Genomic DNA, 12,953 nt, shown 5'->3' on the forward strand with positions numbered 1-12,953 from the left:
ATAGAAAAAAAGAATTTAAAATGTTATTTTTAGTAAAAATTGATATGAAGAATACACTTTTATATTTACTTGTTTTTATTAGCTTTCATTGTATAGCTCAAAACTTCGATCGTATTAATGTTAATGGAAAAGTAATCGTTGAAGGCAATGATATTTCAGGAATTACAATATTTAATGCGTCTTCAAATAAAGGTGTTATTACTAACGAAAATGGAGAATTCAATTTGCAAGTTGGTTTGAATGATTTAATTGAAGTTAGTGCTCTGCAATATCAAAATATAAATTTTAGGGTTAATGAAGACATCATTAATTCTAGCTCAATGAAAATTTTTTTAATTGAAGAAATAAATCAATTAGCCGAAGTTATTGTGTTTTCAAAGAATTTAACTGGAGATTTAGATGTGGATATTTCAAGAAAGAAACTTTTTAAACCAAAGTTAGATGTCTTGTATTTTGGAATAAAGAATAAAGAAGAATTTGAATTTGAAAAAGATCTTAGCACAAAGGTCGAAAACATTTCAATTGAAAGGCAACATTTACCTATGGTTAATGGACTTAATGTTGTTAATGTGGTCGATCAATTGCTTTTACCTCTTTTCAGATCTGAAGTAAGAAATAAAGAAAAACTTGGGATTCCAGACGTTCCCATAGAGTCTGTAAAGTATTATTTTGGTTCAGAATTTTTAATAAACAACTTTAATATTCCAGAACACCGAGTTGAAGAATTTATACGTTATGTTGAAGGAAAAAATTTCAATTTTGATCTCTTGAACTACGGTAGAGAAATAGAGTTTTTGGAAGTTCTATATCAACGAAGTAAAGAGTTTTTGGAAGCCAAATAAAAACTTTTAACAAAAGTTTAAATCCTAATTACATTTTATTTAAGAGATCAAAGGCGTTCTTTGAAGTTTTCAGACATTAATGAAGCGGCTAATATTTTTATCAACTTTATTGTTTATTGTTAATATACATTTGGGTTTTTCACAATCAGTTGAAATTGAAGGTAAGATTGTAAGCACTTCAAACGTTGAAAATATTCATGTAATAAATAAAACTAAACAATACTTTACTACTACAAACAAAGAGGGTCTATTTATAATTTATGTAAGTATTAACGATACGTTGCAATTTTCATCTATTCAACATAAAATGCATTCAGTAATTATTAACGATGCTGTAATAGCATCGAAGAATATATTTGTAAATCTAAAAGAGCAAGTTAACGAACTTGATGAGGTATTAGTGGGGAAGATACTAACGGGAGATTTAGCCTCAGATTTAAAAAACGTAGAAGGCGACCCACCAATAAATTTTTATGATGTGGGAATACCCGGTTATACTGGAAAAATTGCAACGCAAAGCGAAAGGCGCTTAAGTGAAGCTGGAGAATTTAAACCTAAGATGCTGTTGGGTGCTTTAACAGGAGGAATTTCTTTAAATCCAATATTGAATGGCATTTCTGGAAGAACCAAAATGCTTAAAAATAGAGTTGCTATTGAATCAAAAGAGACTCTAATTCGAAGTATAAAGGCACGTTTAACTGTAGATTTTTTAGCATCTAATCCATTAAAAGAGGAACGGTTGGCAGATTTTTTTTATTTCTGTGCAGACGACCCAAACTTTTTATCACACTGCTACCGGCAATCAGATTTTAAAATATTAATCTTTTTAAGAAAGAAATATAGGCAGTATCAAGAAAACATCAAGTTTTCTGAGGATTAATTATTTTCGGAATGCTTTTTGAAATATCAAAATAATTACTTTTACAAAAAAAATCAATAAATGAAATACAGATTACTTCTTCTATCGTTATTGCTAATTCCTTTGTTTGCTTTTACCCTTGCACATAAGTATTATATTAGTGTGACGCAAATTGATTATGTAAAAGATAAAGAATCGGTTCAAATAATTACCCGAATTTTTATTGATGATTTTGAAAATTTGCTGAGAGAGCGATATGATGAAAATATAATTCTAGCAGGAGAAGATGAACCCACAACTGTTGATATGTATATGGAACGGTACTTGGATGAAAAAATTAAAATTAAAATAAACAATGAAGAAGTATATTTTACATTTATTGGTAAGGAATATGATATTGATATTGTTCGATGTTTTTTGGAAATTGAAGAGGTGAAAAGAATAAATTCCTTCGAAATATCAAATCAAGTTTTGTTTGATTTATTTGAAGATCAGCAAAATATTATTAAGACAAATATTAACGCTTCTAAAAAAAGTTACATTCTCATTTCGCATGACAATACTGCTGTGTTAAATTTTAATTAAAATAAAGTTATTAATGTATCGAAATGATTATTTTCGAGCGTTTTTAGTGAAAACAACACAATATATTCTCCTTAAAAACAGCATTTATTGTATTTAATTTAAAAATAGATAATGAAAAAGATTGCCTTTACCCTAATTGGATTATTATTCGTTTTAGGAACTTCTAATGCACAAGAAGAGTCGTCCAAACCTAAAACAGGTCATAAAAACATCAACAAATTCAAGCAGCTTTATGATGAGTTTTCAACTCCTAACATGTATAGAGCAGCTTCTGGTGCACCTGGTGTTGCTTATTATCAGCAGCAAGCAGATTATAAAATGGATATTGTTTTAGACGATAAAAATGCAAAGATTTCTGGTTCCGAGACCATTACATATACCAATAATTCTCCAGATGTTTTAAAATATTTATGGGTTCAACTAGAGCAAAATAAACGTGCAAAGGATTCAAAATCACCGTTAATTGAATCGAGTGGTATTGCGCCAGTTTTTCAGCCAAGTCAGTTCGCTTCAGAGTATTTAAAAGGTGATCTAGAAAGAGGGTTTAATATTAAGGAGGTAAAAGATACAAATGGAAAGCCACTCGAGTATATGATTAATAGAACAATGATGCGAATTGAGTTGCCAAAAGCTTTACAGTCTAAGGAGAAATTTTCATTTTCAATAAAATGGTGGTATAATATCAATGACCATGTTGTAGAAGATGGGCGTTCGGGTTATGAGTATTTTGCAAATGATGGCAATAGGGCATATGTAATAGCCCAGTTTTTTCCAAGAATGGCCGTTTATAGCGATGTTGAAGGTTGGCAAAATTCTCAGTTTTGGGGGCGTGATGAATTCGCTTTACCTTTTGGAGATTATGAAGTAAATATTACAGTGCCGGCAGATCATATTTTGGACGGTACGGGGGTACTTACCAATAGAAAAGAAGTGTTCTCTAAAACTATGATGGAACGTTATAATAAGGCAAAAAAGTCTTATACTGAACCTGTGTTAATTGTTACTCAAGAGGAAGCTGAAGTTGCAGAAAAAGGTTTTTCGAACGAAACAAAAACTTGGAAATTGAAAGCTGAAAATGTTCGTGATTTTGGATTTGCAACATCCAGAAAGTTTATTTGGGATATGATGGCCGTTAAAATAGGGGAAAAGGATGTTATGGCTGTATCGCTCTATCCAAAAGAAGGTAACCCATTATGGGAAGATTGGTCCACCAAGGCTGTCGCTAGTACGTTAGAATCGTATTCTAGAATGACGTTCGATTATCCTTATCACAAAGCTATTTCAGTACATGCCAAAAGACAAGGAATGGAATATCCTATGATTTGCTGGAATTATGGTCGCCCAAAGGAAGATGGTACCTATAGTGACCGCGTTAAATACGGTATGATGGGTGTTATTATTCATGAAGTTGGTCATAACTTTTTTCCTATGATTGTGAATAGTGATGAGCGTCAGTGGACATGGATGGATGAGGGATTAAACACATTTGTTCAATATGTTGCAGAGCAAGAATTTGGAAAAAAATATCCTTCTGCATTATCACCTCAAGACAAATTTTTTCCGTCAGATAGAGGTCCAGCAAGAATGATTGTGCCATATATGAGTGGAAATCAAGATTATATTGCACCTATAATGACTAAAGGATTAAATACATATCAATTTGGTAATAATGCTTATGGAAAACCAGCAACAGCTCTAAATATTTTGCGAGAGACAGTGATGGGCGAGGAGTTATTTGATTATGCTTTTAAAGAATATGCACAGCGATGGATGTTTAAACACCCAACTCCGGAGGATTTCTTTCGCACAATGGAAGATGCCTCTGCATTCGATTTAGATTGGTTTTGGAGAGGTTGGTTTTATACCACAGATTGGGTGGATATTGGTGTAAAAGAGGTTAAAAAATATCATGTATCTTCAGAACCCAATGCTTATATGTTGGATTTAATGAAAGATCAAAATATAAGCAGAAGTCGGTTAAAACCTTTGGTGTATATGGTCGAAGAAGGTAGTGAAGAGTATAAAGAAGACATGCGCAATGGTACACTTTTAGAAAATACTAAACCCTTAAAGGAGTATATTATGGATAACTTTACAGCAGAAGAACGTACAAATATTAAAGAGCCGAAATTTTTCTATAACATTACGTTCGAAAAGCCTGGTGGTTTAGTTATGCCTATTATTGTTGAATATACTTTTAAAGACGGTACTTCTAAAACTGAGACTTATCCAGCTCAAATATGGAGGTTTAATGATAAAGAAGTTAGTAAAGCAATTGCCTCAGAAAAGGAAATTGTGTCTATTACCATTGATCCCAATCTTGAAACGGCAGATGTGGATACATCTAATAATTCCTGGCCTAAGGAAATTATGCAGAGTGAGTTTGAACAATTTAAGAATAAGGTAAAAGGATAAAATATTTATAATTACATAAAAGCCGATTTTAACAATCGGCTTTTTTTATTCTAACAAAACATCTCACTATATTTGTGACGTGATACAACAAACAACATTTTTGTTTATTAGTGGTGGAGAAATAGCTTTTATTTTGTTTATAGCTATTATGGTTTTTGGTGCAGATAAATTGCCCGAAATAGCTCGCGGATTGGGAAAAGGGATGCGAACCTTAAAAGATGCCACCAATGATATTAAGCATGAAATCACAAAAACAGCTGAGAAAAATGGTATTGATACCAGTATTACTTCAGATGTTAAAAAGGAGCTAGATAAGGTTAAAGACGATCTAGAAGACTTCACGGGGTCCGTTAAACGGAAATTTTAAAATTACATATCTGGTAATTGAGTAGTTTATCTATTTGTCCGAAATAGACTGCTTTTTAACGATTATTTTTTACTTCTTTTCATTAAAACGAATAATTTAATCATCCCAAATCAAATTATTTCATTAATGAAAACCTACCTATTAACATGTTTTCTGTCCTTTGCATTAGTCACTTTTGCCCAAAGGGATAGAGAAATTATCAAGGAAATTGATGATTTAAATTCTTCAGCATTAAAACATTATCACAACAATAAAATAGCAGAGTCTTTCGACGAATTTAGCCAAGCCAAAGTATTGTCAGATTCAATCGAAGATTTATATGGTAGTGCCGTAGCTAATTTCAACTTGGGGAATATCTATGGCTTGATGCAGAATCAAGAATCTGCAGAAGCCTGTTATCAAGCCATGCTAAAAGTATCAAAAAGAATTAATGATAACAGTTTAATTGCGAAGTCTTATTTGAGTCTGGGTATTCTATATAAAGATAAAAAGGGGTTAGATAATGCTATTTCTTATCTAGAAAGGGCATTAAAGCATACGTCCATAAATAGTAATGAATTGCGAAATGAATTTGATAAAGAAGAAATTCAAAAGGTGTTATTCAGAATTAGAATGAATTTGGCTCAAGCCTATTTAGATAGTAATCAATTTGAAAAATCTCTAATTCCATTACTTCGCGCTAAAAATGATTTTAATGAGGTTGATGAAGATTTTTATGCTTTAGGTTACTTTAATTATGTCTATGGATTGTATTTTCTTAAACAGGAATTATATAATAATGCAGAGTTAAAGTTGCAAAAAGCAATTGCTTCATTAGAAAATAATAATGGAGATAAGGCATTAATGTTATTGAGTAATTCTTATAGGGAGTTAGGAAAAATGTATTCTAAGGCTGGCAATAGTAATGAAGCCTATGCTAACTTATTAATGCATAATACATACCGAGATAAATATATAAACGCAGAAAGAGTAAAGCAGGACATTATTACAAAGTCAAAATTTCTTATTGAAGACTATAAATTCAATGCAGATTTTGCCGATTACAAAAGGCTACAGCAGCTAGAAATGACTAATGAGATGAAGCGAATCAATATTATTATTTCGGTGATCCTATTTTTATTGTTTGTATCCTTAGTAACATTATTTGTTAGTTATATATCTAAAAGAAAATTAGGAAACGCGCTTAAAGTGAGAAATAAAGAGTTGCAAGTTGCAACAATTCAAGCTTTAAAATCATCTGAGCTAAAATCAAAATTTATTTCTAATGTTTCTCACGAGTTAAGAACACCATTATATGGAGTTGTTGGTATTACATCGCTTTTATTAAATGAAAAGAAAAACTTTAGCGAGAGAGATACTAAGTACCTGAAATCGCTGAAATATTCGGGAGATTATCTTTTAAACTTGGTAAATGATATACTGCAAGTAAATAAGATGGAGGCACAAAAAATCGAGCTTAAAAATGTTTCAGTTAATTTGGAGTCACTTACACAGCGCATTGTAGATTCTTTTGATTACAGGCTTCAAGAGACTAACAATAAAATTAAAGTACAAATAGATAATGAAATCCCAGATTATATAAAGTGCGATAATGTTAGGCTTTCCCAAGTTTTAATTAACCTTATTGGTAATAGCATAAAGTTTACAGAAAGTGGAACCATAGATTTAAGAATAAAGCTATTAAATATTGAAGGTAATAATATCGCATTACGTTTTGAAGTTGAAGACAATGGTATTGGAATTCCGAAGGAAAAATTCAAAACCATTTTCGATAATTTTTCTCAACTTAGTAATGAGAGTAATATAAATTACCCGGGTACAGGTTTAGGACTATCTATAACAAAGAATATTGTTCAATTATTTAAAAGTAAAATAGAACTTGAAAGTGAAGTAGGTAAAGGCACTAAATTCAGTTTCAATGTTGATTTTGAAATTGACAAGGAGAACAAAGCCGTTTTGGATTTAAATAAAACAAAAAGTATTCACGTAAATTCTGATAAAAATTATAAAGTATTAATTGCTGAGGACAATAAGATAAACCAAATTGTAACGAAGAATTTACTCCTAAAACAAAACTATTCATATGATATCGTTAGCAATGGGTTGGAGGCAGTTGAAATGATGAAAACAAACCGATTCGATCTTGTTTTAATGGATATTAATATGCCATTAATGAACGGAAATGAAGCAACAAAAGCAATTAGAGAGTTTAATAATGAAATTCCAATAATAGCTTTAACAGCTGCGGATATAGAAGAAGTGAGGCAGGATTACAAAGTAATTGGATACACCGATATTATTACAAAACCATTTGATAATTACGAATTTTTCCAAACAATAGATACCCACATTCAAAACGCAAAATCTTGTGAAGTTAATTTGGTAATCGCTTCTTAATAGAGAAATGCTAAATTTTTCTACTTATGGTTAAGCCATCTCTTATTGGTAAAACCACGGTTTCAACACGTGGATCTGTTTTTAAAAGTGTATTATATGCAATTAATGCAGGTGTAGACGTGTCATCTTTTTTAAATTTAGTTTCCAAAACCTTTCCACTCCAAAGTACATTATCAGATAAAATAATACAACCAGTATTTAATCTGTCAATAATACAATTAAAATAGTTCGAGTAGTTTTCTTTATCGGCATCAATAAAGACTAAATCAAAACTAACTTTAAGATTGGGAATGATATCTAGAGCATTTCCTAAATGTTGGATAATTTGAGTTCCATAACCAGATTTGTTAAAATATTTACGCTGAAAATCGACTAGTTCCTCATTTATGTCAATAGTATGTAATTCCCCACTAGCTTGAATGCCTTCAGCTAAACAAAGTGCCGAATATCCTGTATAGGTGCCAATCTCTAAGATATTTTTGGGGTTAACTAGTTTCGAAATTATACTTAATAATCTGCCTTGATAGTGTCCGCTAAGCATACGAGGTTGCAGAATTTTTTGGTAAGTTTCTCTATTTAGTTGTTGTAATAACTCTGGTTCGTCTTCAGAATGTTTTACAACATAATCGTCTAATTCTTCTGGGATAAAATGCACTAGCTTAAAATTCTATTTAACAATTTTTCTTTTGCCTCATCACTGTCTCCACATAACCATTGAATAACATTATGCTCCCAAATATCGTCATACTCTTTTTCATTAATTATGTTTCTTTCAATTGCTAAATCCAATAGTTTTCCCGGATAAGATGATTGAGGTTTACTCTCCATTTCACCTAAGGGATATGGGTCGTCTAACCCCATTAGAACTTGCTTAGCGCCGTGATTGCGAATCAAAAGCTCCAATCCACCAGTATCATGAACTAAAGTGTCAAAAAAGATGTTTTTATGACCCACAGCTTTTCTAGGGTGGTGTTTACCTTCGAATAAATCTGGTCTACCGTCAAAACCTTGAATACGTCTTCCTAAGTTAATTTGCGCTAATTGGCCACCATGAGCAAAACAAGTACGCATATTTGGAAATTTTTCTTGATAACCATTTAATGTTAGAAAATGATAAGCATCGGCACATTGTGCCAGCATCCAAATTAAATGAAAACGCCAAGATGTATTTTCAAGCTTAATGAACTTTTCGCCATCATAAGGATGAATTTCCACAGCGAGATTATACTTGTCTGCCATTTCAAAAATAGGTTCGTTTTCTTCATCAAAAATACAGCGCCACGTTCCTATGGTATCCATGTAATGCGTTGGTAAGCATAATAGTTGCAAGCCATGAGATTCAACACAACGTTCAATTTCCCAACAAGCACTTCTTATAAATGCTGGATGTACTACAAAACCACAGGTAAACTTACTCGGATAGTCGTGTTGAATTTTTGCATTAAAATCATTCTGAAAGCGCAGTGCTTTCTTCATTTCTTCAACACGTAAGCCATTACCATATAATTGAGATAGATTAAGCACAACAGCATGGTCTAGCTTATTGCGTTCCATCCATTCTAATTTTTCGTTTAGAAAAAAACTAGAATCCGTTACAGGGCGTTTCCACCCTTTTTGTAACATAAATTTCCGGTCTTTGTCTACCCAAAATATGCCTTTTTCACGCATGAATTCTGGTATTTCTTCTGGGTAAGGAAGTAAATGCGAATGACCATTTATTCTTAATTTGCGTTTCATTTTAAAATCCTGAGAGGTCAGGAATCTTTAAGTTATAATTAATCTATTTGTACTTTTTTTGGTGGTTGCATTATTTCTCCACAATTTGGACAACTCCGCTTATCTTTATTGCCATAATATTTATCAAAAATTTTAGGCATATCGGTTTCAATATTGTCAAGAGTAAAATCTTCCTCATATAATTTGGTTGTGCAATTTTCACAAAACCAAAGTAAAGCATCTTGTACACCTTTTTCTCTAGGATACTCTATAACCAAACCTACTGTGTTCGGACCTCTTTGGGGTGAATGAGGGACTTTAGGGGGTAATAAATAAATATCACCTTCTTTTATATGAACATCTTTAGGCGTTCCTTTATCTATTATTTTTAATACAATATCACCTTCAATCTGATAGAAAAATTCTGGAGTTTCGTTATAATGATAATCTTTTCGGCTATTTGGCCCTCCCACAACCATCACAATAAAATCACCATCTTTCCAAACCACTTTATTGCCAACAGGTGGTTTTAAAAGGTGTCTGTTTTCTTCAATCCAAGCTTTAAAATTTATTGGTGATGTTAGATTACTCATGACTGTATTTTTAGAAAATTATTATCTGTTTAAAGTTACAAACTTTTTGTGCGACCACCATCAACGGGAACGTTAATTCCATTTACATAGCTCGCAGCTTCACTAGCCAAAAATGTAATAACATTCGCAGTTTCTTCAGGTTTTGCAAAGCGTTTAGCCGGCGTATAATTTTTCATAATTTCCGTCATCTCTTCAATCGAAGTATTAGAGCCATTTGCCTTAATTTTGATGATTTCGTTTAAACGTTCCGTTTCTGTAAAACCAGGTAATACATTATTAACAGTAATACCATGAGCGGCGACTTCTTCAGCTAGCGTTTTACTCCAGTTTCCTACTGCTCCTCTTGTTGTATTACTTACACCAAGACCTGGAATAGGTTCTTTAACAGAAGTTGAAATAACATTTACTATTCTACCAAAGCCACTTTCTTTCATAAAGGGAATAGTAGCTTGAGCTAAGACATGGTTACATTTTAAATGCATGGTAAACGCATTATCAAATTCTTCTAAACTTGCCGTTAATATTGCACCACTTCTTGGACCTCCTGTATTATTTACTACAATATGAAACCCATGTTCTTTTTCAATAAATTTTATGACTTGTTCTTGCAATTCTCTAGGATTAGAAAAATCGGCAACAATATAACTGTGTTTATTATGGTTTGGTAACTCTGCTAGAATAGCTTTTAACTTTTCTCTGTTTCTAGCAACTAGCGTTACATTTACACCCTCTGCCGCTAATGCAAAAGCTACAGCTTTTCCTATCCCTTGAGTGCTTCCGCAGACTAATGCGTTTTTATTGTTTAATTTTAAATCCATATTATTCGTAAATTAGTTTAGCTCTGGGGCTAAGTTTTTCCATTATTTTTTCTGGACTTTTTATTCCAGTAAATCCGAATTTTGTGTAAATTGAATGAGCGTCTTTTGTTGCAAGCATCCATTTATCAATATTTCTTAATTCTGAAAATTTCAATATGTTATCAATTAGAATTTTTGAAAACCCTTTGCCTTGATGCCTTTCAATTACAAAAACATCTAAAAGATAAGCGAAAAAAACTTTATCTGTCATAACTCTTGCATAGGCAATCTGATGTCCATTTTGAAACAAACCAAAGTTAATAGTATTCTCTGAAGCTATTTTTTGCTCTTCAAATGTTCTAGATAGACCCCAATAGGAGTTTTTAATAAACTTATAAATTAGCTTCAAATCCATGTCTTTGAAATCTGATGAAAAGTAAATATCATGTTCTAGAGCTACCATAACATCAATATTTAACACATACATTTTTAGCTTCCGTAAAAAAGCGTAATGCTTCAAATCCACCTTCTCTACCAACACCTGATGCTTTTACACCACCAAATGGCGTTCGTAAATCGCGCAACATCCAGGTATTCACCCAAACGATTCCTGCATGCAATTGATTACTCAATCGCATAGTACGCTTTAAATTATTGGTCCATATAGTCGCAGATAAGCCATATTTTACTTTGTTTGCCATATGTAAAACATCATCTTCATTTTTAAAAGGCATAATGGTAACAACAGGTCCAAATATTTCCTCTTGGTTTATTCTGCATTCATCACTATTAACTTCAATAACTGTAGGTTCTAAATAATAACCATTTTCATAATTATAAATAATTACTTGATTGCCGCCACAAAGTATTTTTCCGCCTTCTTTTTTGCCAATTTCAATGTAGCTTAAAACTTTATCTAAATGTAGTCTCGAAACCAAGGCGCCAATATCTGTTGAGCTTTCAGCTGGATGTCCAACTTTTAGTTGTTTTACTTTTTTAACAAAGTCAGTTTTAAATTTATCGTAAATAGAAGCTTCAACAAAAATACGACTACCACAGAGACAAATTTGTCCTTGATTAGCAAATGAAGAACGAACAGTGGTCTCCAACATATTCTCATAATCGCAATCCGCAAAAATGATGTTTGGGTTTTTTCCACCAAGTTCAAGAGATAATTTTTTAAACATGGGAGCGGCGATTTTGGCAATATGTGCTCCAGTGGTTGTGCCTCCTGTGAAGGAGATGGCTTTAATGTTGGGGTGTACTACAATAGCTTGACCTGTTGTGGTTCCTAATCCATGAACAATATTTAAAACACCTTTTGGGAGGCCAGCCTCATTTAGTATCTCACTCAAAAGATATGCTGTCATTGGTGTAACTTCACTTGGTTTGGCAACCACACAATTGCCTGCTGCTATTGCTGGTGCTATTTTCCAAGTAAATAAATAGAGTGGAAGATTCCAAGGCGAAATACAACCTACAACCCCAATGGGTTGACGAAGTGTGTAATTAATAGCGTTTTGACCAACGCTCTCATGACTTTCGCTTGCAAATTGTGTAATGGCATTTCCGAAAAATCTAAAATTACTGGCTGCTCTAGGAATATCTATTGCTTTTGCTAAGCTAATAGGCTTTCCATTATCTCTACTTTCAGCTTCTGCAAATCGTTCTAAGTTTTTTTCCAGCAATTCTGAAATTTTAATTAGAATTCTACTGCGCTCTTCTAATGTGGTTTGAGACCACAACGTAAAAGCAAATTCCGCGCTTTGATAGGCACTTTCTACATCTTCTTTTGAAGAGTTAGGTGTCAAACTGTAAACTTCACCATTAAATGGACAATAGTTGTCTATCCAATTATTAGAAATTGGATTTGTAAATTTACCGTTTATGAAGTTTTGGATCTTTTTCATTTTTGTCATTCCTGCGTAGGCAGGAATCTGTTAATTTGGATTCCGGTTCTAAGGTGGAATGATAGCTATTTCTTTTTGAACGCCATAACTTTAATTTCCACAACTAAATCTGGATGTGGTAATTGATGCACTGCTACAGTTGTTCGAGTAGGTCCCGTTTCTTTATCAAAAAATTCAGCATACGCTTTATTGTAACCTGCAAAATCATTCATGTTTACCAAAAAGGAAGTCACATCCACCACATCTTTTAATGTGGCGCCTTCATTGGCTAAATTCTTTTCAATATTCTTCAAAACTTCACGAGTTTGAACTTCAATATTTAAACGTTTGGTTCCCATCTCGTCGATAATATCTACACCAGCAATAGTGTTGTCTGCCATTCTTGAACTTGTTCCAGATACAAATATAAAATCACCAACCCGTTTGGTGTGTGGGTATGCGCCTCTTGGGGTAACTTTGTCGTTCATATTTA

Annotated in this window: 13 protein-coding genes; 6 read left to right on the forward strand and 7 right to left on the reverse strand. The window is 32.5% G+C overall.

Going from position 1 to position 12,953, the window contains the following annotated elements; genetic code table 11:
- Nucleotides 1-20 precede the first annotated feature (20 nt).
- The 6 genes from FEF17_RS08315 (at nucleotide 21) to FEF17_RS08340 (ending at nucleotide 7,465) form a co-directional block, all read left to right on the forward strand.
- Nucleotides 21-842, forward strand: coding sequence for a carboxypeptidase-like regulatory domain-containing protein (locus tag FEF17_RS08315; protein ID WP_246046809.1), 822 nt, complete (start codon nucleotides 21-23; stop codon nucleotides 840-842).
- Nucleotides 843-921: 79 nt separating this feature from the next.
- Nucleotides 922-1,722 carry a peptidase associated/transthyretin-like domain-containing protein gene (locus FEF17_RS08320; RefSeq protein WP_139001875.1) on the forward strand — a complete coding sequence of 267 codons (801 nt, stop codon included), beginning with the start codon at nucleotides 922-924 and terminating at the stop codon, nucleotides 1,720-1,722.
- Nucleotides 1,723-1,782: 60 nt separating this feature from the next.
- Nucleotides 1,783-2,286 (forward strand): DUF6702 family protein, encoded by a 504-nt coding sequence (locus tag FEF17_RS08325; RefSeq protein WP_139001876.1) that lies wholly within the window; start codon nucleotides 1,783-1,785, stop codon nucleotides 2,284-2,286.
- Nucleotides 2,287-2,397: 111 nt separating this feature from the next.
- Nucleotides 2,398-4,701 carry a M1 family metallopeptidase gene (locus FEF17_RS08330; protein ID WP_139001877.1) on the forward strand — a complete coding sequence of 768 codons (2,304 nt, stop codon included), beginning with the start codon at nucleotides 2,398-2,400 and terminating at the stop codon, nucleotides 4,699-4,701.
- A gap of 79 nt (nucleotides 4,702-4,780) precedes the next feature.
- A complete protein-coding gene (locus FEF17_RS08335) occupies nucleotides 4,781-5,068 on the forward strand; it encodes a Sec-independent protein translocase subunit TatA/TatB (protein ID WP_139001878.1) in 288 nt (95 codons plus the stop codon).
- 126 nt (nucleotides 5,069-5,194) lie between these two features.
- Nucleotides 5,195-7,465, forward strand: coding sequence for an ATP-binding protein (locus FEF17_RS08340; RefSeq protein WP_139001879.1), 2,271 nt, complete (start codon nucleotides 5,195-5,197; stop codon nucleotides 7,463-7,465).
- Between the two features lie 10 nt (nucleotides 7,466-7,475).
- Here FEF17_RS08340 and FEF17_RS08345 read toward each other — a convergent pair whose 3' ends face one another.
- The 7 genes from FEF17_RS08345 to FEF17_RS08375 form a co-directional block, all read right to left on the reverse strand.
- On the reverse strand, nucleotides 7,476-8,120 hold the full coding sequence (locus FEF17_RS08345) for an O-methyltransferase (RefSeq protein ID WP_139001880.1): 645 nt from the start codon (nucleotides 8,118-8,120) through the stop codon (nucleotides 7,476-7,478).
- A complete protein-coding gene (locus tag FEF17_RS08350) occupies nucleotides 8,120-9,202 on the reverse strand; it encodes an amidohydrolase family protein (RefSeq protein ID WP_139001881.1) in 1,083 nt (360 codons plus the stop codon). Before FEF17_RS08350 ends, FEF17_RS08345 begins: the two co-directional genes overlap by 1 nt.
- Before the next feature lie 38 nt (nucleotides 9,203-9,240).
- Nucleotides 9,241-9,774, reverse strand: a complete 534-nt coding sequence (locus tag FEF17_RS08355; RefSeq protein WP_139001882.1) for a 3-hydroxyanthranilate 3,4-dioxygenase — start codon at nucleotides 9,772-9,774, stop codon at nucleotides 9,241-9,243.
- Between the two features lie 35 nt (nucleotides 9,775-9,809).
- A complete protein-coding gene (locus FEF17_RS08360) occupies nucleotides 9,810-10,592 on the reverse strand; it encodes an SDR family oxidoreductase (protein ID WP_139001883.1) in 783 nt (260 codons plus the stop codon).
- A gap of 1 nt (nucleotide 10,593) precedes the next feature.
- Entirely contained in the window at nucleotides 10,594-11,058 is a 465-nt protein-coding gene (locus FEF17_RS08365) for a GNAT family N-acetyltransferase (protein WP_139001884.1), read from the reverse strand.
- Nucleotides 11,039-12,481 (reverse strand): aldehyde dehydrogenase, encoded by a 1,443-nt coding sequence (locus FEF17_RS08370; RefSeq protein ID WP_139001885.1) that lies wholly within the window; start codon nucleotides 12,479-12,481, stop codon nucleotides 11,039-11,041. Before FEF17_RS08370 ends, FEF17_RS08365 begins: the two co-directional genes overlap by 20 nt.
- A gap of 65 nt (nucleotides 12,482-12,546) precedes the next feature.
- On the reverse strand, nucleotides 12,547-12,948 hold the full coding sequence (locus FEF17_RS08375; RefSeq protein WP_139001886.1) for a RidA family protein: 402 nt from the start codon (nucleotides 12,946-12,948) through the stop codon (nucleotides 12,547-12,549).
- Nucleotides 12,949-12,953: the final 5 nt, after the last annotated feature.

The sequence above is a fragment of the Hyunsoonleella aestuarii genome (genome assembly GCF_006148925.1).
Lineage (GTDB): Bacteria > Bacteroidota > Bacteroidia > Flavobacteriales > Flavobacteriaceae > Algibacter_D > Algibacter_D aestuarii.